General features: G+C 57.2%; 15 protein-coding genes. 9 read left to right on the forward strand and 6 right to left on the reverse strand.

Features of this window, described 5'->3' with window-relative positions; genetic code table 11:
- Positions 1–79 precede the first annotated feature (79 nt).
- Positions 80–346: a helix-turn-helix transcriptional regulator gene (locus AAHA41_RS02095; protein WP_026456659.1), complete on the forward strand. Its 267-nt coding sequence runs from the start codon at positions 80–82 to the stop codon at positions 344–346.
- A 204-nt stretch (positions 347–550) separates the two neighbouring features.
- The gene (locus AAHA41_RS02100; RefSeq protein ID WP_041208201.1) at positions 551–1,912 is read left to right on the forward strand and encodes a sodium-dependent transporter; all 1,362 of its coding nucleotides are present in this window, start codon (positions 551–553) and stop codon (positions 1,910–1,912) included.
- 79 nt (positions 1,913–1,991) lie between these two features.
- On the opposite strand, the gene AAHA41_RS02105 is transcribed toward AAHA41_RS02100, so the two are convergent.
- Both AAHA41_RS02105 and AAHA41_RS02110 read right to left on the reverse strand, forming a co-directional pair.
- On the reverse strand, positions 1,992–2,858 hold the full coding sequence (locus AAHA41_RS02105; RefSeq protein ID WP_033115730.1) for a patatin-like phospholipase family protein: 867 nt from the start codon (positions 2,856–2,858) through the stop codon (positions 1,992–1,994).
- 33 nt (positions 2,859–2,891) lie between these two features.
- Complete coding sequence (locus tag AAHA41_RS02110) at positions 2,892–4,445, reverse strand: diguanylate cyclase (RefSeq protein ID WP_323069670.1); 1,554 nt, start codon at positions 4,443–4,445, stop codon at positions 2,892–2,894.
- Positions 4,446–4,645: 200 nt separating this feature from the next.
- Here AAHA41_RS02110 and AAHA41_RS02115 point away from each other — a divergent pair, with 200 nt between their 5' ends.
- From AAHA41_RS02115 to AAHA41_RS02125, 3 genes are all read left to right on the forward strand, one after another.
- The gene (locus tag AAHA41_RS02115) at positions 4,646–5,695 is read left to right on the forward strand and encodes an efflux RND transporter periplasmic adaptor subunit (protein WP_323069671.1); all 1,050 of its coding nucleotides are present in this window, start codon (positions 4,646–4,648) and stop codon (positions 5,693–5,695) included.
- Positions 5,695–8,823, forward strand: coding sequence for an efflux RND transporter permease subunit (locus AAHA41_RS02120; RefSeq protein ID WP_323069672.1), 3,129 nt, complete (start codon positions 5,695–5,697; stop codon positions 8,821–8,823). The genes AAHA41_RS02115 and AAHA41_RS02120 overlap by 1 nt, the downstream gene beginning before the upstream one ends.
- A 194-nt stretch (positions 8,824–9,017) precedes the next feature.
- Positions 9,018–11,417, forward strand: a complete 2,400-nt coding sequence (locus AAHA41_RS02125; RefSeq protein ID WP_323069673.1) for a YgiQ family radical SAM protein — start codon at positions 9,018–9,020, stop codon at positions 11,415–11,417.
- Positions 11,418–11,645: 228 nt separating this feature from the next.
- On the opposite strand, the gene AAHA41_RS02130 is transcribed toward AAHA41_RS02125, so the two are convergent.
- Positions 11,646–14,483: an SIR2 family protein gene (locus AAHA41_RS02130; RefSeq protein WP_342697300.1), complete on the reverse strand. Its 2,838-nt coding sequence runs from the start codon at positions 14,481–14,483 to the stop codon at positions 11,646–11,648.
- A gap of 634 nt (positions 14,484–15,117) precedes the next feature.
- On the opposite strand from AAHA41_RS02130, the gene AAHA41_RS02135 reads away from it, so the two are divergent.
- Positions 15,118–16,299, forward strand: a complete 1,182-nt coding sequence (locus AAHA41_RS02135) for a M28 family metallopeptidase (protein WP_201967238.1) — start codon at positions 15,118–15,120, stop codon at positions 16,297–16,299.
- A gap of 102 nt (positions 16,300–16,401) precedes the next feature.
- On the opposite strand, the gene AAHA41_RS02140 is transcribed toward AAHA41_RS02135, so the two are convergent.
- Together AAHA41_RS02140 and AAHA41_RS02145 are read right to left on the reverse strand one after the other, a co-directional pair.
- Positions 16,402–16,905, reverse strand: coding sequence for a DinB family protein (locus AAHA41_RS02140; protein ID WP_323071300.1), 504 nt, complete (start codon positions 16,903–16,905; stop codon positions 16,402–16,404).
- Positions 16,906–17,089: 184 nt separating this feature from the next.
- The gene (locus AAHA41_RS02145; RefSeq protein WP_323071301.1) at positions 17,090–17,698 is read right to left on the reverse strand and encodes a short chain dehydrogenase; all 609 of its coding nucleotides are present in this window, start codon (positions 17,696–17,698) and stop codon (positions 17,090–17,092) included.
- Positions 17,699–17,803: 105 nt separating this feature from the next.
- Here AAHA41_RS02145 and AAHA41_RS02150 point away from each other — a divergent pair, with 105 nt between their 5' ends.
- The 3 genes from AAHA41_RS02150 (at position 17,804) to AAHA41_RS02160 (ending at position 20,811) form a co-directional block, all read left to right on the forward strand.
- Complete coding sequence (locus tag AAHA41_RS02150; protein ID WP_323071303.1) at positions 17,804–18,682, forward strand: LysR family transcriptional regulator; 879 nt, start codon at positions 17,804–17,806, stop codon at positions 18,680–18,682.
- Positions 18,683–19,305: 623 nt separating this feature from the next.
- Entirely contained in the window at positions 19,306–19,692 is a 387-nt protein-coding gene (locus tag AAHA41_RS02155) for a hypothetical protein (protein ID WP_043849411.1), read from the forward strand.
- 204 nt (positions 19,693–19,896) lie between these two features.
- Positions 19,897–20,811 carry a Gfo/Idh/MocA family oxidoreductase gene (locus AAHA41_RS02160; protein WP_323071304.1) on the forward strand — a complete coding sequence of 305 codons (915 nt, stop codon included), beginning with the start codon at positions 19,897–19,899 and terminating at the stop codon, positions 20,809–20,811.
- 115 nt (positions 20,812–20,926) lie between these two features.
- On the opposite strand, the gene AAHA41_RS02165 is transcribed toward AAHA41_RS02160, so the two are convergent.
- Positions 20,927–21,277 carry a TusE/DsrC/DsvC family sulfur relay protein gene (locus tag AAHA41_RS02165; RefSeq protein ID WP_005347582.1) on the reverse strand — a complete coding sequence of 117 codons (351 nt, stop codon included), beginning with the start codon at positions 21,275–21,277 and terminating at the stop codon, positions 20,927–20,929.
- Positions 21,278–21,294 lie beyond the last annotated feature (17 nt).

Here is a 21,294-nt window from a genome sequence, read left to right on the forward strand (position 1 = left end):
CAAAACTGATACACTTGACTACGAGTCGTCGCGAAAAATAAAAGGCGGATTAAATCCGCCAAACGGAGTATGGAACAATATGAATTCAAATATCGTCACTGTTGGCAAGAAGATCCGTCAGATCCGTGAAGCGGTTGGTTTGAGCCGTCCGAAGTTTGCTGATTTGCTGGGTGTTCCCCCCACAACCCTGAAGAACTACGAACTGGGTTATCGTGAAGTCGGTGGTGCCTTCCTGGTTGCCCTGGCTCATCACCCGGAACTGCACAAGTTCACTCTCTGGCTGCTGGCTGACAAAAAAGTCGCCGAAATCGGCCAGATTGGTCCGGACGATCTCGCCAAGGCGTAATCGTCACTGTGACAGATAGAGAAATGCCGCCCCTGGGCGGCATTTTTTTGTCCCTGAAACAGTGCCCGGCCAGACGTTTCCCGTATCTGTGCACTGCATAGAGCTTTTACGCAAAACATCTTGGCAAACCACACCAAACCTCAGAAAATTCCGACCCTCAAAACCCGGTTCATCTCGCATGATGCGAAAGAAAGTGAGACAAGCATGAGTCAAACCACCCCCAAGGCCAGAGACGGCTTTACCAGCAAATTCGGCGTACTCGCCGCCACCCTAGGTTCTGCCGTCGGTCTTGGCAACATCTGGAAATTTCCCTATCTGACGGGTGAGAACGGCGGTGCCGGCTTTCTGCTTGTCTATGTGATCGCAACCCTGCTGGTCGGCCTGCCGGTGATGATCTCCGAGATCATGCTGGGCCGCAAAAGCAAAACCGATGCGGTGACCACCCTGAGCAAGCTGGCACCCAAAGGGCAACCCTGGTGGCTGATCGCCGTCATGGGCGTGCTGGCCGCCTTCCTTATCATGTCCTTCTACTCGGAAGTGGCAGCCTGGGTTTTCGCCTACATCTTCAAGGCGGTTGATGGCTCTATCCTCTCGACCGATCCCAAGGTCACCGGCGACGCTTTCAACGCGCTGATCAGCAACCCGTTGCAGAGCCTGCTGTGGCAGTGGCTGGTGCTGGCGTTGATGGGGGGCATCCTGCTGATGGGGGTCTCCAAGGGGATCGAAGCGGTCACCAAGAAGCTGATGCCGGTGCTCTTTATTCTGCTGCTGGTGATTGGCGTGCGCAGCCTGACCCTGCCGGGGGCAAGTCAGGGGCTCTCCTTCCTCTTCTCGCCCGATTTTTCCAAGATCACCGGTGCAGTGGTGCTCACCGCCATGGGGCTCGCCTTCTTCAAGCTCTCCATCGGGATGGGCTGCATGATGACTTACGGCAGCTACTTCCGTGATGACCAGAACATCCCGGTCACCGCGTTCCGGGTGATGTGTGCTGACCTGTTCGTCTCCATGCTGGCCGGTATTGCCATCTTCCCGGCGGTGTTCGCCTTCGGTTTCGAACCGACCGCCGGCCCCTCGCTGCTGTTCATCACCATTCCGGCGGTCTTTGCCAGCATCCCGTTTGGCCACCTCTTTATGGTGCTCTTCTTCGTGCTGTCGGCCATTGCTGCCACCGGCGCCATGCTCTCCATTCTGGAGGTGCCGGTATCCGTGCTCTCCGAGCGCTTCAAGATGAGCCGCCCCAAGGCGACCCTGATCAACCTGCTGGTGCTGGGCGCCGTCGGTTCAACTTGCGCGCTCTCCAACAGCGCCATGGCGGATGTCCATATTGCCGGCAAGACCTTCTTCGATCTGTTCGATTACCTCTCCTCCAACATCCTGATGCCGCTGGGCGGTATTTTCCTCTGCCTGTTTGTGGGCTGGGTATGGGGCGAGGAGAAGCTGCGCGATGCCCTGACCAATGGTGGCGAGCTGGAGCTGCCGATCCTCAAGCCGCTCTTCTTCATCATCCGTTACGTATCGCCGCTGCTGATCCTGATCGTGATGCTTAAGGGGTTGGGGCTCTTCTAAGCCAACCGTTCCCGCATAGCAAAAGAGCGCCGCAAGGCGCTCTTTTTGTTTTGGTTGTTTTGGCGATGGGGGCTTCGGGCTAGATCACCCCGAGCCGGCCCAGTTCATCCTTGAGCTGGTCGAGGTTGCGCTCGACGCAGGCCTCCCCCTCCTCGATGGCGTCGCTGGCGCGATGAAAGTCCATGATGGAGAAGCTGCCAAGACGCGGGCAGAGCTGGATTTCCGGGGGATCCCCTGCCATCCGCGCCCGGGTGATCCGCTCCTGCATGATGTTGATGGAGCCGCTCATCACGCTCCACATGCCGGGCGTGGCCGGGGTTGCTTCACCGCGATTGAGCCACTGGCTGAGCAGGCCGCCACCGGATTGATCCGGCTCGTCGGTCCAGGGCTGGTGCATGTCGGTGTTGAGGTTGATGGCGATCACCACCTCGGCTCCCATGGCGCGCGCCAGCGAGATGGGCACCGGATTGACCACGGCACCATCCACCAGCCAGCGGTCGTTGACCCGGGTCGGGGTGAGGATCCCCGGCATGCCGCAGGAGGCGCGCACCGACTGGCGCAGCGGCCCCCGTTGCAGCCAGATCTCGCGGCCGGTATCGAGTTCGGTCGCCACGCAGGCGAAGGGGATGGGCAGACTCTCCAGCTCGGGATCCCCGAGATGGTTGGCGGCAATGCCAAACACCTTTTCGCCGCGAAAGAGGCCGCCGGAGAGGGCTGGGTCGAGCAGGCTCACCACCTGCAGGCGGGTAAAGCCGCGCACCCAGCTCTCCAGTCTGTCCAGTTCACCCGCGGCATAGGCGGCGCCGACAAAACTGCCGATGGAGCAGCCGGCGATGAGATCGGGCTTGATACCGAGTCGTTCAAGAGCGCGGATGACGCCGATATGGGCCCATCCTCTGGCGGCACCGCTCCCCAGAGCGAGCCCTACGCGGGGTTTTCGTGGCACGAAGTGACTCCTGAAAAGTGTGGAGGGCCCAGCTTACTCTGTGAGCTGGGCCTCGTCACCCTGCCATCTTTCCGAGCGGTTGCGGCCATTGCCTTTGGCCTGATAGAGGGCGATATCGGCGCGGCGGATCGCCTCGTGCAGCGGGATGGAGTCTGCGTGGGGGTGGTAACCGAGGCTGATGGTGACGGCCAGCTCGGGCACTATGCTGCGCCAGTCATAATGCTCGACCGCGCTGCGGATCTGCTCGGCCAGCGCGGCGAGACGAGCGTTGTCACAGCGGGCGACCAGCAGCAAAAACTCCTCGCCACCCCAGCGGATCAGGCAATCCGATGGGTTGAGTTGCTGCTGACAGATCTGCACCAGCCGGATCAGTACGATATCACCCACGCCGTGGCCGAAGCGGTCGTTGACCCGCTTGAAGTGATCCGCATCGAACAGGATCACCCCGACAGGCATCTGTTTTGCCAGCTGGCCACTCTGCTCCTGCTGGCTTAGATAGTGCCGATTGAAGGCACCGGTAAGCGCATCGTGGCAGGAGAGGTAGTTAAGCTGCAGGTTGAGACGGCGAGATCTCAGACTGGAGAGGGCCGCCAGCAACATGAAGGCGATGGCGAGCAGGGTCGGTGCCGACTGGCAGATCAGTGCAATGAGCAGCTCAAACAGGGGGATGCGATGCACCAGCCGCAGCGGTGTGTCGTTCAGCGCCTGGGTAAGTTGAAAGCCACCCTGATTCCAGCGGTACTGATCGTCCGGTGCCAGATGCCGCTGGGGATGGGGATCCGAGTTGCTGCAGGCCAGCACCTGATCGTACTGATTGATGAGCAGGTAACCACCGAGCTGTGGGGTGAGCGCCTGCAACTGCTGGTGCAGCCGCGAGAGCAGCACATCCATGCTGATGACCCCCACCAGTGTCGAGCCTTTGTAGAGGGGTTGCGACATGGTGATCATGGTGCCAAGGCCGGCAAAGTCCTCATAGGGGCGCGAGAGAATGGTGGTGCGGCCCGGATTGGGGGTCGCCTGTGCATCCTGCCAGTAGGACTTCTCATAGATGGCATTGGTAAAACGGTACTGGCTGGAGGGGCGCCAGGGGTAGAGATAGACAAAGTTGTCTGCACCGGTGAAGTAGACCCAGGCGATCTCCTTGCCGAGGCGCTGGCTGGCGGTGGAGAGCAGGGGCGAGAGACTCAGGGCCAGATGAATGCGCGCTTCCCGCTCGCTGCCACGGGGGGGTAGGGGCCCCAATCCGGTCAGGTTGCCGACCAGCCCCGCGGGCAGGTCGGCTGGCGGGTGATCGAGTGCCAGTCCCTCCGGCAGCTGTTCGAGATGGCGATAGAGCTGGCGGGTCAGTACCGACTGGGGATCGCTGCGCAGTCGCTCTTCGGCCTGTCCGCGCATCGCCTCGAGAAAGGTCTCGGTCTGCTTGAACTGATCGCGCAGGCGAATGGCGCTGTTGGCCGTATCGCTAAGATAGAGGTCCTCTATCTGTTTCAGACTTTGCCGCAGAGTCAGACCAACCAGCAGGATGACGGAGGCGAACAGCAGCCAGGTCAGGCGTGAGAGGAAACGTCGGTCAGACACATTTGGCATAGGCGATTTATCTATATTGCGAAGAAAACTGTCGCTAGTGTATGCGACTCTGCTGAAAAAGGGATCGAAAAGGCATGATTGCAGTGATCTTGCGCCACTCCTGTTACGTTTTGTCACATTTATACATAGTCACGGCATAGTCTGGGGCTAAAATGGCCCCCAATCAGATTTCCCTCTCTCAACTCTTCATGGATTGCTCGATGAAAATGCGTATCTGGCTGGGCCTCGGCCTGCTCTCTCTGGTGGCTGCCATCTGGTGGGCGGTTGGTCACTTTCAACCGGCAGCCAAGGCCCCGACCCGCGAGATCAATATTCGCACCCAGACCGTCAAGCAGAGTCTGGCTGAGCCGACCCTCAAGCTGGTGGGCAAGCTGGAGGCCAACCGCTCCGTCGTCATCAGTCCCGAGGTGACCGGCCGCATCGTCGATATCGCCGTGAAGTCCGGGCAGGGCGTCACCAAAGGGGAGACCCTTATCACCCTCGACAACGGCAAGCAGCGCGCCGAGCTGGCCGAGCAGAGCGCCAGCCTGCGCGATGAGCACCGCAAGCTTAACGAGATGCGCAAGCTGGTCGCCCGTGGCGCCGTCACCCAGTCGGTGCTGGAGGGGCAGGAGGCCACCGTCGATCAGGTGCAGGCGCGCGTCGATGCCGCCCGCTACGAGCTATCCCTGCGTAACTTGCAGGCACCGTTTGCCGGTACTGTCAGCCTGATTGATCTGAGCGAAGGGGCGCTGGTCAATAGCGGCGATACCCTGCTGCACCTCGACGATATCGACACCCTGCGCCTCGATCTGGCGGTGCCGGAGCGCTACCTCGCCCTGCTGCGCCCCGGCATGGCGGTAACGGCGACCAGCGCTGCCTGGCCGGATCAGCACTTCAACGGCACCCTCACCACCCTCGACAGCCGCATCTCCAACGAGACCCAGAACATCAAGGCGCGGGTCGAGCTGCCCAACCACAACGGCCAGCTGCGCCCGGGCATGCTGCTCAACGTCGAGCTCTCGCTCCCTTCCCGCCAGCTCACCCTTATTCCTGCCCAGTCGGTGGAGTATGCCGGCGAGCAGCGCTTCGTCTATCGCCTCGAGGCCGATGGCCGGGTCAAGCGGGTGCCGGTGGTGCTCGGCGAGACCGAGGGGGAGACCGTCTGGGTCACCGAAGGGCTCAAGGTTGGCGATCGCATCGTGGTCGAGGGGCTGGTCAACCTGCGTGATGGCGCCAAGGTCCGCGATCTGGCGGAGGTAAACGGCTGATGTGGCTCTCCGATATTTCAGTGCGCCGCCCGCTGGTGGCGGTGGTGCTCAGCGCCCTGCTCACCGTGTTCGGTCTGGTCGCCTTCAGCAAGTTGACGGTGCGGGAGATGCCCGATGTGCAGACCCCGTCGGTCACCATCACCACCACCTATGAGGGGGCAGCCCCGGCGGTGATGGAGAGTCAGGTCACCAAACCCATCGAGGATCAGCTCTCCGGCATCAGTGGCATCAAGAACATCAACTCGGTGACCCGCAAGGGGCGCTCGATGATCACGGTGGAGTTCAAGCTCGGCTGGAACATGGTGGAGGGGGTCTCCGATGTGCGCGATGCCCTGACCCGTGCCAAGAGCAAGCTGCCGGAGGATGCCGACGATCCGCTGGTGACCAAGGATAGCGGCAGCGGCGATGTGGCGGTCTGGCTCAACTTCAGCAGCAGCCAGATGGATCGCACCGCCATGACCGACTACGCCAACCGGGTGCTGGTCGACCCCCTGAGTCTGGTGGACGGGGTGAGCGAAGTGGAGCTCTCCGGCGATCTCACCCAGGTGATGTATGTGCGGCTGCGCCCGGCCGATATGGCGGCGCGCGGCGTGACGGTGGCGGATGTGCAGGATGCCCTCAAGCGCGAGAACATCGAGCTGCCGGGCGGTGAGATCCGCAACAACTCCATGACCATGTCGGTGCAGATTGCCCGGCTCTATCACACGGCTGGAGATTTCCAGCAGTTGCAGGTGCGCACCGCCGCTAACGGCCAGAGCGTCTATCTCTCCGATATCGCCGATGTGGAGGTGGGGGCCAAGAACGAAGACAGCGCCTACCAGCGCAATGGCCGCGAGAGTCTGGGTATCGGCATCGTCGCCCAGTCCACCGCCAACCCGCTGGCGGTAGCGCAGGGGGTGGAGAAGAAGCTGGTGGAGATGCAGCGCTTCCTGCCGGAGGGGGCCAAGCTGGAGGTCGATTACGACTCCACCATCTTTATCAAGCAGGCCATCGACGAGGTATATGAAACCCTGGCCATCTGCGCCGTGCTGGTAGTGGCGGTGCTCTATCTGTTCCTCGGCCAGGGGCGAACCACCCTGATCCCGGCCATCACGGTGCCCGTGTCGCTGATTTCCGCCTTTATCGGCGCCTGGTATCTCGGCTTTTCCATCAACCTCATCACCCTGCTGGCGCTTATTCTCGCCATCGGTCTGGTGGTGGATGACGCCATCGTGGTGGTGGAGAACATTCACCACCATCTGCAACGGGGTGAACCGCCCCTGCTGGCGGCCTGGCACGGCACCCGCGAGGTGGGCTTTGCGGTCATCGCCACCACCGCGGTGCTGGTGATGGTCTTTATCCCCATCGCCTTTATGGATGGCATGGTGGGCCGGCTCTTTACCGAGTTTGCCATTCTGCTTTCGCTGGCGGTGCTCTGCTCCTCGCTGGTGGCGCTGACCCTCACGCCGGCCATGGGCTCCTGGCTGATGCGGCCGCTCGACAAGCCGAACCGGCTGACGGCGGCTCTCGATCGCGGCCTTGGCTGGGTGGAGGGGCACTATCGCCGCCTGTTGCAGGGGCTGCTGCGCCGCTCGCGCTGGATGCCGCTGGCGCTGCTGCTTTGTCTGGCCGGTATCGGCGCCCTCTTTACCCAGCTACCGAGCAGCCTCACCCCGACCGAGGATCGCGGGGTGGTCTTCGTCTTCGTCAAGGGGGCGGAGGGGACCAGTATCGAGCGGATGAAGCGCAATATGCAGCAGGTGGAGTCCGCCATCATGCCGATGCTGGGCAAGGGGGTGGTCAAGGCGATGAGCTTCAGCACCCCCGCCTTTGGCCGTGGCGGTGATCAGACCGGCATGGTGATCATCCAGCTCACCGACTGGGCCGAGCGCGACATCACCGCCACCCAGTTCTCCCGCTCGCTGGGGGCCAAGCTCGCAGGCATTCCCGACGTGATGATCCGCACCTTCCAGCCGGGCTTCCGGGGTGGCTCCACCGCCGCGGTGCAGTTCGTGCTGCAGGGCAACGACTATGCCGAGCTCTACCAGCAGGGGCTGGAGCTGCAAAAAGCGGCGCAGGCGAGCGGCCTGATGATAAGCCCGGATCTCGACTACGCCGAGAAGACCCCGGAGCTGCAGGTGACCGTCTCGCGCGACAGCGCCAGCCAGCTCGGCATTCCGGTCTCCACCGTTGCCAGCACTTTGCAGGCGATGCTGGGCGGGGTGAGCAAGACCACCTATGTGGACAGGGGCGAGGAGTATGACGTCTACCTGCGCGCCAACCAGAAGGAGTTCAACGGCATCTCCGATCTTGGCCGCATCTATCTGAAGGCGGCCAATGGCGAGATGGTGAGCCTCTCGACGCTGGCGACGGTGAAGCAGGTGGCGACCGCCAATCGCCTCAACCACTACCAGCGCCAGAAGGCGGTGACCCTGACCGCCGACGTGGCACCGGATCACACTCTGGGCGAGGCCCTCGACTTCCTCGACGGCTGGGCCAACGAGCATCTGCCGAGCGGCATGACGGTCGATTACGCCGGCGACTCCAAGGATTACCGTGACAATCAGGGGGAGATGGCGATGGTCTTTGGCCTCGCCCTGCTGGTGGTCTATCTGGTGCTGGTGGCCCAGTTCGAGAGCACCCTGACCCCGACTGTGGTGATGATGACGGTGCCGCTCGGCATCTTCGGCGGCCTGCTCGGCCTCTGGCTGACGGGGCAGGAGATGAGCATCTACAGCCAGATCGGCATGATCATGCTGATCGGCATGGTGACCAAGAACGGTATCCTCATCGTCGAGTTCATCAACCAGCTGCGCCAGCGCGGGGAAGGGTTCGAGGAGGCGATCATCGCAGGTTCGGTGCGCCGTCTGCGGCCGATCCTGATGACCTCGCTCACCGCCATTATCGGCGCGGTGCCGCTGATGCTCTCCATGGGGGCGGGCTACGAGAGCCGGATGGCGGTGGGTACCGTGGTCTTCTTCGGCCTCTCCTTGGCGACCCTGGTTACCCTGCTGGTGGTGCCCGCCACCTACCACCTGATCGCCCGCCACGCCGGCATGACCGGGCAGCGGGATCAGCAGGTGGACGAGGCGCTGGCTGCCAAATTGACCGCCAAAGGGGAGGGGGACGAACAGACCCCGGCCCACTGACGCGCCGCCGTCAGGGTGAGTGTTGCCAACAAGGGCGCCTGCGGGCGCCCTTGCTTTTGGCCCGTTTGCTAGCCAGTGGTTGCCGAAATGGATGGCCAGCCCTTATCCCGTGCGAACTCTGGGGGCAAAAAGCCATCGCCCCCCTTGGCCGCAACCGGTATAATGCGCGACCCGAATTGTTCCAGGTGGTTAAAATGCAGCCGGTTACCAACCTTTTCTCCTATCCCCGCTATTGGGCCGAGTGCTACGGCACGGCGCCCTTCCTGCCCATGTCCCGCAAAGAGATGGACAAGCTGGGTTGGGACAGCTGCGACGTCATTCTGGTGACGGGGGATGCCTACGTGGATCACCCGAGCTTCGGCATGGCGGTCATCGGCCGCATGCTGGAGGCGCAGGGCTTTCGGGTCGGCATCATCGCCCAGCCGGACTGGTCATCGAAGGATGACTTTATGCGTCTGGGCAAACCGAACCTCTTCTTCGGGGTCACCGCGGGCAACATGGACTCCATGATCAACCGCTACACCTCCGACAAAAAGCTGCGCCACGACGACGCCTACACCCCGGGGGATGTGGGCGGCAAGCGGCCGGATCGCGCCACCCTGGTCTATACCCAGCGCTGTAAAGAAGCCTTCAAGGAGGTCCCCGTCGTTATCGGCGGCATCGAGGCATCCCTGCGACGCATCGCCCACTACGACTACTGGTCCGAGACCATCCGCCGCTCCATCCTGCTCGATGCCAAGGCCGATATCCTCATCTACGGCAACGCCGAGCGGCCGCTGGTGGAAGTGGCTCACCGCATCGCAGCGGGGGAGACCATCGACACCATGCAGGATATTCGCGGCACCGCCGTCATCCGCAAGGAGCCGCTGCCGGGCTGGAAAGGGGTGGATTCGAGCAAGCTCGACCAGATTGGCCGCATCGATCCCATCCCCAACCCCTATATGGAAGGGGCGCCCTGCGCGGATGATGCAACTGAAGCGGCGCCTGCCGCGCAAGAGGCCAAACCCGTGCTGGTGCAGCCGGCCAAGCCCAAGCCGTGGGAGCTGACCTACGTCAAGCTGCCCGCCTATGAGCGGGTCAAAGAGGACAAGGTGCTCTACGCCCACGCCTCGCGCATTCTGCACCACGAGACCAACCCCGGCTGTGCCCGCGCCCTGGCGCAGGCTCACGGCGATCGCATCGTCTGGGTCAACCCGCCCGCCTTGCCGCTCGAAACCGAGGAGATGGACGGCGTCTTCGGCCTGCCCTACCAGCGGGTGCCGCACCCCGCCTATGGCAAGGAGAAGATCCCGGCGTTCGACATGATCAAGACCTCGGTCAACATCATGCGCGGCTGCTTTGGTGGCTGCTCCTTCTGCTCCATCACCGAGCACGAAGGGCGCATCATCCAGAGCCGCTCGGAAGAGTCGATCCTGAAAGAGATCGAAGATATCCGCGACAAGGTGCCGGGCTTTACCGGCGTCATTTCGGATCTCGGCGGCCCCACCGCCAACATGTACAAGCTGCGCTGCAAGAGCCCCAAGGCCGAGCAGACCTGCCGTCGTGCCTCCTGTGTCTGGCCCACCATCTGCCCGCACATGGACACCGACCACAGCCCGACCATCAACCTCTATCGCAAGGCGCGCGACCTCAAGGGGATCAAGAAGATCCTGATCGCTTCCGGCGTGCGTTACGACATCGCGGTCGAAGATCCCCGCTATATCAAGGAGCTGGCCAAGTACCACGTCGGCGGCTACCTCAAGATCGCGCCGGAACACACCGAGGAGGGGCCGCTCTCCAAGATGATGAAGCCGGGCATGGGCAGCTACTACCAGTTCAAGGAGCTGTTCGACAAATACTCCAAAGAGGCGGGCAAGCAGCAGTACCTGATCCCCTACTTCATCTCCGCCCACCCGGGCACTACCGATGAAGACATGGTCAATCTGGCGCTCTGGGTCAAAGAGAACCGTTTCAAGCTCGATCAGGTGCAGAACTTCTACCCGTCGCCGCTCGCCAACGCCACCACCATGTATTACACGGAGAAAAACCCGTTAAACAAGGTGAGCCGCGAAGGGGGCGATGTCTTTGTCGCCAAGGGCGAGCGCCGTCGCCGCCTGCACAAGGCGCTGCTGCGCTACCACGACCCGGCTGGCTGGCCGATGATCCGCGAAGCCCTGCTCGCCATGGGCAAGGGCCACCTGATTGGCAACGGCCCCGGCTGTCTGGTGCCAGCAGAAGGGCGCAACGAGCGCGCCGCCAGCGGCAAGGGGATGAAACCGGCCCTGACTCGCCACAGTAACATTGCCCATCAGCGCGGCAACGGTGCGGGCAACAAGGCTGCGGGCCAGAGCAACGGCCAGCACGCTAACCCCAGCGCCAACAAGAGCGGCAAGGGCAATGGCAAGCCGCTGGGCTCCGAGCTCAAGCTGGGGAACGGCAAGCCCGCCGGACAAGGCGCAGGTCATAGTGCTGGTAAGAGTGCAGGTAAGGGCAAACCGACCGGCAAACCCGCCCATAAGGGCAAGGCGCCGACCCGCGCCGGTTCTGCCAAACCCGCCACTCAAGGCGGCAAGCCTGCGGCCAAAGGAAATGGCGTCAAGCGACCGGCACGGTAAGTTTTCCTGATTGGAAAGTGATCGAAATAAAAAGGCGACCAGATGGTCGCCTTTTTATGCAGTCATACCGAATGGATGTATGGAGATGGTATTCACCTGATGTCTTCCCACAAGCGATAGCGATCATGATTTAGACAATACTTTGATTCAAGTCTGGTGTCAGGTGATGACTAGAACTATTTTAGAGTATAAATCGCTCTCTTTATAGCCTATATTTTGCAAGTCTAGCTATGTCGCATCATTAGGATTGACAGGTGGTGTTTTTATAGAATTAATTCTCTCATTAAAGTCATCTAATACTTCCTGAAATTCAGTTAGACCTTTCTCATTTATGAGGAATTCAATTAATGCAGGGAAATTTGACTCTACATTATTTCTGATAAACTCTAGGTTATATATATTACTTGGTATATTATCAGAAACAAACGTTCGGATAACTGGAAGGAAAGAATCAGGTGCTGGGTATCCATTTGCAATTAGCGATAAACGGTCCATGATATCTTGAGTTGTTATGCACGCCAAGTTCAATATGTTTTTTTCAATGAAATTATCTATTATCGCTTTAACTTCGTCATTCCCTATGCTTTTAATATATAAAAGCAGGTTGTTAGTAATAAACTTCTTCCATTCATCACTACGTGGCTCTACTTCTAAAAGTACTGATTTTAATAGAGCGGTATTTTTATAGGTATAATTATGTTTTTTTGATAAGTTGAAAATATTAATAAAAATACCAGATAAAATTGCGTGCTGATCGTAGCCATTCAATTCTTTCTTATGGATTTTTTCAAGAATTATATCTAAAGCTTTTAACATGTCTGGATGGGATTTTTGATATAAAAATTCGTTCACAGAGAGAAACAGCCGTACATTGTCATAAATTACCAAATTTTGTGTTCTCTGCTCTAATAAGGTAGTTAAATTTATTATTATTGTTTTTAATTGATTTGAACTCCACTGAAAGCACCCTAGTACAATCAATATATTGCTAGCCCAGCGATCTATCGAAGTTGTATATATTGAATTGTTTTTTTTCAAGCCCATCAAGGTGCTAATGTTTTTGAGGGCGATAAGCAAATATTTCTTGTTGTGATAAGATGCTCTATTATTAATTGTTTTGATGGTAGTTATTTTTTTACCCTTAACTAGCGTATCTAAAAATTCTTTGAGTTTTTTTGTGTCACAATACTTAATTAAGATGAATAAATCCATTACATTAACATAGAGTGTATTCTCAGCTAGAGAATGCTCCATGCTTCCAATAATGTTAATCCAAAATAACGTTTTTACCTCTGTGAACTCTTCAATTAAAATATCATTTCCTAAAATAAAATAAACATATGGATACAATTTGTATCGTAATTTAAACTCATCATGAGAGGATGCTATTCCTCCATTCTTTCTAGTCTGTAAGTACCCTAAGTTCTTTCTCGATTCAACATCGAATCGATAGTAAGCTTTGTATATTTCAGTAAATTCAAGAATCTCTACTAGATCTCGTAAATCACTTTGTAAATCTCGAGGGAAATCAATGATTTTACTTTTAAAATCAAATGGATGTCTGTTTTTTGTTATTGCTGTAAAAGCCTCTAGATTAGCATCGTTTTTGGATAAAAACTCCTGCTTTAATATATTGTAAACATTATCAAAATTAGCCATTTGGATGGTGGCTAGAATATAGTTTTTCTCATTGATGTAATATTTAACCTTAGAGGTAAGCATCTCTAAAAGCTTACCGTATTCATGATTAACAAAAAGAATTTCGGCACTATCTTGTGAGTAGGAGAAATACATTTTCCCATACAGCTCAAGCTCTAACCCTGAAGGTAATTTAACTTCCTTATGGTTGTAACCATAACGAACTGCATTTATGAATGCCTTTTCTAAAATTGATAAAAAAGTTTTTTTAAAATCACTATTCGTATTAAATACATTGTCTAGATATATATTATTTATTTTCCTAATGTGTTTGTCATAATCTGAGGTTAAATTTTCCCTGTGCGATATTAACGAAACTCCACTCTGACTATACTCAATTGTACTATTGGTTAATTTTTTAGTGATTTGCTCAGGGAGTAATGTCTTGTATTGCGTTAATGCTTTAATTTTTTTATCTACAAAATTATTGACTCTCTTTGTTAAATGCTCTTGAATTTCATTCTTGAGCTTTTTTTTATTAGAGTCAGACATCATTAGATTGTCATCTATTTTCTTTACTTCTGCCTCGGCAGAAATTAGAATCATTTTTATAAGTTCATCCTGATTTTGAATAGCTTTGAGATCATTGAATAATTCAGAGTAAAGGTCAAAATAACTGATGTTATTATTCATCGGTGTCAACAAAGATATTCCATGATTTCTTAAATAAAGAGCTTGCGCATCATCGTGATTTTTCTGGAGTAAATATTTCCTTGGCGTAGCTTTAGATATGGTTGTCACCCAAGAAACAATCTGTTTTAAATCATAATCATTATAAGAATAACCCAAAAAAACGACCGTGCTTGTGGAGAAAATTCCTTTTATAAAATTTTCAATAAGTGGGAAATTCTGACTGTATTGCAAATAATCATCTTCTTTAAAAACAAAATTATTTTGTCTAAAATCACCATGCATCTTGATGATTTTTTTATCCAGATGACTTTGTGCTAGATCAACATCAGAACTAACTAAGTCATAAGCAAGACCCAAGTCTTGTGCAGTTTTTTCAAGCAGGCCATCCCAGTTAGTTGTAATTATATAGTGAGGATTTAATTCAAATAGCTGTTTATGGAAAAAACTTGGTTCTAAATCTTTAATAGAGGATTTTATTTTTTTTACATAGGAATGCTGTCCATATTTGAGAAAATATAGTTGGGCGATTTTTAGAAAGTCACTTTCATCAGGCAAACCTAAATCGTCTTTTAATTCACTTATTAATTCACTCCAGGTTGGTATTTTAACTAATTCAGTTTCGCTGAATTTTGAAAAACCAGCGCCAATAAAAAGAACCAATTTATTAAACTGGCTTGCAGTCAATATCTCGTTCAAATCATATTCAGAAAAAGAAAGCTGGTTTAGCTTCGTCATTATACAACTCCATTGCATATCTTAAATTCAACAAGGATTTTGAGACATTCACCTTTTGTGCAAGGCGTAACTTCGCCAAATCTCACGCTACCGCCCGTGGATTACAGCTTCCAATATGCTCCCTTGACCCGCGCTGGCAGCAACCCATCGCAGTCCAACAGGTTCTGAGTGGCCATGGTAAGCCAAACGACACTGTCGAGGTGAGCCTTAACCTGATGTAACCATCAGAAACAACGCGTTTTATGACCGCTATCAAACTCTTCATTCTCTGCGACCTAGCCGCCAACCGGACAGTGATCGGGCGCTGGCTGCTGGTCATCCTGCGGCTATGGCCGGGAGCTGGAACCCCTCAAATTGTTTTACTGGTGCAACGCATAAGCGAAGAGCTGTTGCGCAGGTGGAACAATCAAGGGGTGGTGTGGGCAGGGCAACAGGGGCGGGGAGGGAAAAGCAGGGGGCCCGGTAGAGTTAAAACCCCCAGCTGGCGCGCTTTACATCAGGTGGTGCCATTTGGCGCAGGAAGTGGTCGATTTAACGGCAGTGGGTGACTAGACTAGTTTGGTCTTCTTATGAGACCTATTAAGCCTGTTTACTGTTTACTGTTTACTGTTAACCATAACCGGAAGGATCCGACATGAAAGCGATGACTGCAGCTCTTTTGCTCCCCCTGATTCCCCTTGCCGTTCAGGCGGGTGCGCCCGTGTGGATCACGATTGGGGCCGATAGCGGGGTTGAACTCAAGCAGGTCAATGCCAAGCTCTCCCCTCTGTTCAGTGCCAGCGGGGCGCCCGTCCAGCTGGCCCAGATTGAGGCAAGCGAGCTTGGCTCCCTCTCGCACCTGATGCACGAAGGCCATCAGCGCTGCGGTGGCTATGTGGTGCACACGACCCTGGCCGATGCGCTGCAGAGCATGGCCCAGCCCCTTAGCCAAAACCTGTTCAGCGCACCGCCGTTGACCCAGGGGGCCAGTGTCAACCGGCTGCTGCCCCATCTGGATCAAGGCAATATCGCCAGCACCATCAGCAAGCTATCCGGCTGGCGTAACCGCTACTACACCACTACCACCGGCACGCAATCCGCCGACTGGGTGGCCAGCCAGTGGCAGAGCCTCGGCAGCACCCTGCCATGGGCCAGCGTCAGCCGGGTCAAACATAGCGGCTACCCGCAACAATCGGTGGTACTGACCCTCAAGGGAAGCCGCTATCCGGACGAGGTGGTGGTGCTCGGTGGCCATCTCGATTCCACCGCCGGCTCGGCCCCCAACAGCAAGACGCTGGCCCCCGGCGCCGATGATGACGCCTCCGGCATCGCCACCCTGACCGAGGTGCTGCGGGTCATCGCCGAACAGGGCCGCCAGCCGGAGCGCACCCTGCAATTTATCGGCTATGCGGCAGAGGAGGTGGGCTTGCGGGGCTCCAAGGATATCGCCAGCCGCTACAAGGCGGCCAACACCAGGGTATTGGCCGCGCTCCAGCTGGACATGACCAACTACAAGGGCTCGGCGAACGACATCGTCTTTATGACCGACTACACCGACAAGGGGCTGACCGGCTACCTCACCCAGCTGATCGATGCCTACCTGCCACAAGTCAGCTATGGCTATGACAGCTGTGGCTATGGCTGCTCGGATCACGCCTCCTGGCACAATCAGGGCTACCCTGCCGCCATGCCGTTCGAGTCACGCTTTAGCGAATACAACCCCAGGATCCACACGGCGCAGGATACGTTGCAAAACTCGGATCCCTCGGCTGGCCACGCTCTCAAGTTTGCCCAGCTGGCGACCAGCTTTGCCGTCGAAATGGGCAAGATCAACTGAGTCACAGGCCGCTGTGCAAGCCAAAAGGAAGGAAGTCTCGACTTCCTTCCTTTTTTTCTATCTCCATAAACCTGTGAGCTGTGGTGGCTGCCGGTGCCGGGATCAGCGGTTGCGCCGCTGCGGCTCGCTGCGATGCAAAAAGGTGGTCAGGGTATCGCGCGGCGGCGTGATGCCGCACTGCACCAGAATCCGCCCGATGGCGCCCCTGTGATAGCCGCCATGAGTTACCAGATGGAGCAGCATTTCGTCGCAGCTCATCTGCCCCTTGTCACCATCGACAAAGCGAAACGAGAGCGGGGTTGCTCCCTCTTGCGGGCTCAGCGCCCCAACGTAATCCACCAGCCAGTTATCCAGCTCGGTGACTGCGCTGCGCAGGGCGGTGAGGGTTGGCGTCTCCGGGGTATTGGTGGCGGTAAAGCCGTGGTTTTCCCCCAGCAGATTGGCCTTGAAGATGGCATCGACCACATGGATATGGTTGAAGATCCTGAGGCAGGTGTGGTGGGCCTCGCCATATTGCTGCGCATCGAGCGTGGCGATGGCATCCAGCAGCTCGCCATCGGCCCAGCGTTTGTAGTGAAAGAGGGATTGCAGTGTCTCGTTGCTCATCGCGTCCTTGCCCTTATCGCTTCGTGAAGTGCGGCATGGTAGCCAAAATGGGTTCAATACGAAACCCGTTCTATTGCTGTTCTGCCCCCCGCCATACAAAAAGCCCCGAGAGCTGGCGCTTTCGGGGAAGAGGAAAAACATCGACAAGGAGTTACAAAGGCATTGGGTTCACACCTGAACCGAATCAGGCATCGACATAGAGCACCTGACCGCTAATAAAACCATCGACGGAGCGCTCAAACGCCTTGCCGACCAGAGCGCCCGGCACCGGCTGGAAGCCCGGCATCATCTCGCCATATACGTCCCACGCCTCTTCCAGTACGGTCGGGTTGACCACATTGATGCGGATACCGCGGGGTAGCTCGTGGGCCACGCACTGGACAAAGGTATCGATGGCGCCGCTGGTGGTGGCATCGGCAATGGACAGCGGGATCGGCTTGATATTGAGGATGCCGGAGATCAGGGTGAAGGAGCCCCCCTGATTGATGTAGTTGAGGCCGATATTGACCAGATTGATCTGCCCCATCAGCTTGCTCTGGATGGTGGTTTGCCACTGCTCGTCGCTCATCTCGCCAAAGGGGGCGTATTCACAATAGCCGGCGGTATTGACCACTGCATCGAAGGAGCCCACGTTTTGGTAGAGCCGCTCGATGGACTCTCGGCTGGTGATATCCACCTGAAAATCACACCCCTCGCCGGAGCGGCTGGCGGTGATCACTTTGTGCTTGCCCAGACCACTGAGGGCGGCTTGCCCCATTTTCCCCTGAGCACCAATCAGAATGACAGTTTTCATCGTTAACCTCGCTTTGCTGGAAGAGCTGCAAGGTTAGAGAGCCACTGATACAATGTAAATCATGGGTTATTTGTATGTGATACAACTGAAATTGGTGAGGCAAGGGTGGAGAGGATCGATATCAGGCAGATGCGGGTGCTGGTGCTGCTGGTGAGATACAAGAGTGTGTCGCGGGTGGCCGAGCTGCTGGAGATCTCCCAGCAGGGGGTGAGCAGCTATCTGAAAAAGCTGCGCGATCTCTTTCCCGCCGAGCTCTTTATCCGCCAGAGCGCCGGGTTGCAGCCGACCGATTACGCCTGCGAGCTGGCCGCCAGGTTCGAGCAGATCCTGGCCGATATCGATGGGGTCTTTGTGGCTGCCCCCTTCGATCCCGCCAGCAGCGAGCGCACCTTCAGGGTGATGGCCAACGAATATGCCCAGCTCGCCATTATCCCAAGGCTGGCGAGCGCCCTGCGCACTCAGGCGCCCTCCATCCGGCTCGATGTGGTGGACTTTCAGGCCGAACTGCATCTGGAGGCGCTGGCCAGCGGCGAGGTCGATCTGGTGATTGGTTTTGATGCCTATCTCGACCCGGGGTTGCTGCGCGCCACCCTGCGCCGGGATCACTACTGCTGCGTGCTGCGTCGCGACTCCCGATATCTTCCGGACAATGACCCGCAGGAGCTGGCGGCCATCCCCTTTGTGCAGTTCGCCAACAGCGTCGGCAATTTCGAAGGGCAGATGAGCCCGCAGCAGGTTGCCAGCGCGGCGGTAGCGACGCTCCCCTGTTACACCTCGCTGCAAGCCTTTATGTCGGTCAATGACGTGGCGGCCTGCATTCCGTCGGCCATCGCCGCCCTCGGCGATTTTCGCGTGCTGGAGCTGGCCGGGGCGCCGCAGCAGTTCGAGGTGGTGGTCGGCAGACATCGCAAAAGCCAGGGCAATCTCGCCATCGAGTGGCTGGCCGAGGTGATCAAGGCTGCCACCCCGCTCGCTTCCGCCTGATCGCACCACATGCGTTCGGGCCGGTGAGGCCGGTTGAGGACAAGCCCTTGTCCGGCCATCACCTGCCATCCTGTTCCGCCCCGTCCCACCATTTCTCCAGTTCGGCCAATCCCTTGTGATCCAGTCGGGCGATCGCTGCTCGTCCCTGCCTGCCAACCGCTGCTGCCAGCCCAATCCTGATTTTTGCGCAGGTGAAACATAAATCCCTTAAAGCGTTACATAGGTGAAACGATTGGTTCTTGGCATGGGCGAACCCAAGGGGGAGGGGCGAGGTAAATCATCCCCCCGATCACCGGATAACAGCGGGCAACAGAGGCAAGGGGCGTCGGCCCCAAGGCCAGCAAGGGTGGGGCCTGCCTCCGATCGGCTGGTTGGCTGAAAAGGGCGGCAAAGCGCGTCCGGCGCGGGCTGGATAACCCCATGAAATATCTGGTTACACTCTTCCCGCCCTGTTGATTGAATAGTGATTGAATATCGACGGGCGGGGTGTGAAGATGCGCGCCACTCGCCTTGGCGAGACCCTATATAACAAGCGACGGCGGTGAGGCTGGCGGCAGATGCTTCGGCCCCCACCGCGGCGAAAACCCGGGCCGGGATGGCCTCATTTTGTGAGTTCAGGTTCCATGAAAAAACTGTTTCTGTTATTGCCCGCTCTGCTGCTGACTGCTTGTGCAGGCAGCATGACCTCTGTCGACAAGACCAGTCCGGAAGGGCGCAAAGTGGTTATTGGTCAGTTCCCGCCCAAGCCGGAGAACAACTGCACCCTCAAGCACAACGAAGAGATGCCGATGAACCTGCTGGAGCGCTACAGCACCGCCGGCATGCTCAACTCCTACATGAACAATAGTCAGGAGAGTCTCAAGGTCGCCGATGCCAAGCAGGCCAACTATGTCCACATCTATCTGCCGGCCCAGAAGATGCTGTTCGGGGTGATCGATCTTAACTACAACGACAAGCCGCGCATCACCTACTACGACTGCCAGTCCCTCAAGGGGCTGTCACGGGGCTGATGCCCGCAGGCCGCCATTGGCTGGCCGGGGACAAGGGATGAATCGACAGGGGCGACCAGCGGGTCGCCCCCGTTGTTTTTGGTGCCGCCGATGGAGGCGGCGAGAGGGGAGTGTTACCCTGTCGGCCAGTTTGCATTGCCGGGTTGCCGCAAGAGTCGTTGCCGTAGCCCCTCACACGCTTGCCAGATAAAACAAGGAGTTGTCATGCGCATTGCCATGATTGGTCTGGGGGATATCGCCCAAAAAGCCTATCTGCCGCTGCTTGCTAGCGATGAGCGGGTCACCCCGCTGCTCTGCACCCGTAATCCAGCGGTGCTGGAGACGCTCGCCCGCCAGTATCGGGTCGCCGAGTGCTTTACCGATGTGGCGGCCATGTTGGCCAGCCGCCCCGAGGCCGTGATGATCCACGCCGCCACCGCCGTTCACCGCGAGCTGGCCGAGCAGTGCCTGCGCGCAGGGATCCCCACCTTTGTCGACAAGCCCCTGTGCGACAATCTGGCCGAGGCCGAGGCGCTGGCCAACCTCGCCATCGCGCAAGATTGCCCCCTCTTTACCGGCTTTAACCGCCGCTATCTGCCCGCCATGGCCGAGGCGCGGGCCCAGCCGCTCACCGAGCTTAACTGGCAGAAACACCGCTTCGCCCTGCCGGGCAAGGCGCGGGATTTTATGTTCGACGACTTTATCCATGTGCTCGACAGCCTCTGCTTCTATGGCGGCGTGCCGGACGGTGACTTTCATGCTGTATTGCGCCCTGATGCGCAGGACAAGAGTTTGCTGGCCGGGGTAAGCATCAGCTGGCAGAGTGGCAATCGCGCCATCAGCGGCAGCATGAACCGTAGCGCCGGGATCACCGAGGAGCGCATCGATGCCTATGGCGACAACCTCTCCCTGCACCTTGAGAACTGCACCCGCGGCATCATCGCCCGCGACAAGCAGGCGCAGATGCTTGGCCCCAGCGACTGGCAGCCGGTGCTGGCCCAGCGCGGCTTTGCCGCCATGCTGGAGCACTGGTATCAGCAGATTGAAATCGGCAAGGCGGATAGCGAGCTGATCACCTCCTACCTGCACGGTCACCGGTTGGCGGAGCAGCTGGTGGCGCTGGCTGACAAGCGGGAATAAGGCTGGCCGAGTCTGTGCGAGGGATATGAATGGACGGTGCGCGAAGATAGCGCACCAAACACAACGGGGGGCCGCAGTTGCGGCCCCCCGTTGTTATGGGATGAGATGCATGGGATCAGATGCACTTCACCGGCTTGGGCAGGCCGCCAATCTTGGTCGCCTGCTTGGCGGGCCCTTCCGGGAACAGCTTGTAGAGATAGCGGCTGTTGCCCTTCTCGGGGCCGTACTGTTTCTCCATCGCCTTGACCAGCGCGCGGATGGCGGGGGAGGTGTTGAACTCCAGATAGAAGGCGCGCACAAAGCGCACCACTTCCCAGTGCGGCTCCTCCAGCTCGATCCCCTCCTGCGCAGCCAGCACCAGCGCCAGCTCCTCGCTCCAGTCATTGCTGTTGAGCAGGTAGCCCTTGGCATCGGTCTCGATGAGTTGGCCGTTGAATTCCAGCTGATGTTTTTCGGACGCAGACATGAGGGCTCCTCGCTAAT

This window comes from Aeromonas sp. SER (assembly GCF_038739615.1).
GTDB lineage: Bacteria > Pseudomonadota > Gammaproteobacteria > Enterobacterales > Aeromonadaceae > Aeromonas > Aeromonas jandaei.

Bases quoted from the DNA above. Each gene is read 5' to 3' on its own strand.
- AAHA41_RS02095 (WP_026456659.1), top strand. From the start codon at position 80: ATGAATTCAAATATCGTCACTGTTGGCAAGAAGATCCGTCAGATCCGT.
- AAHA41_RS02100 (WP_041208201.1), top strand. From the start codon at position 551: ATGAGTCAAACCACCCCCAAGGCCAGAGACGGCTTTACCAGCAAATTC.
- AAHA41_RS02110 (WP_323069670.1), bottom strand. From the start codon at position 4,445: ATGCCAAATGTGTCTGACCGACGTTTCCTCTCACGCCTGACCTGGCTG.
- AAHA41_RS02115 (WP_323069671.1), top strand. From the start codon at position 4,646: ATGAAAATGCGTATCTGGCTGGGCCTCGGCCTGCTCTCTCTGGTGGCT.
- AAHA41_RS02120 (WP_323069672.1), top strand. From the start codon at position 5,695: ATGTGGCTCTCCGATATTTCAGTGCGCCGCCCGCTGGTGGCGGTGGTG.
- AAHA41_RS02125 (WP_323069673.1), top strand. From the start codon at position 9,018: ATGCAGCCGGTTACCAACCTTTTCTCCTATCCCCGCTATTGGGCCGAG.
- AAHA41_RS02130 (WP_342697300.1), bottom strand. From the start codon at position 14,483: ATGACGAAGCTAAACCAGCTTTCTTTTTCTGAATATGATTTGAACGAG.
- AAHA41_RS02135 (WP_201967238.1), top strand. From the start codon at position 15,118: ATGAAAGCGATGACTGCAGCTCTTTTGCTCCCCCTGATTCCCCTTGCC.
- AAHA41_RS02140 (WP_323071300.1), bottom strand. From the start codon at position 16,905: ATGAGCAACGAGACACTGCAATCCCTCTTTCACTACAAACGCTGGGCC.
- AAHA41_RS02145 (WP_323071301.1), bottom strand. From the start codon at position 17,698: ATGAAAACTGTCATTCTGATTGGTGCTCAGGGGAAAATGGGGCAAGCC.
- AAHA41_RS02155 (WP_043849411.1), top strand. From the start codon at position 19,306: ATGAAAAAACTGTTTCTGTTATTGCCCGCTCTGCTGCTGACTGCTTGT.
- AAHA41_RS02160 (WP_323071304.1), top strand. From the start codon at position 19,897: ATGCGCATTGCCATGATTGGTCTGGGGGATATCGCCCAAAAAGCCTAT.
- AAHA41_RS02165 (WP_005347582.1), bottom strand. From the start codon at position 21,277: ATGTCTGCGTCCGAAAAACATCAGCTGGAATTCAACGGCCAACTCATC.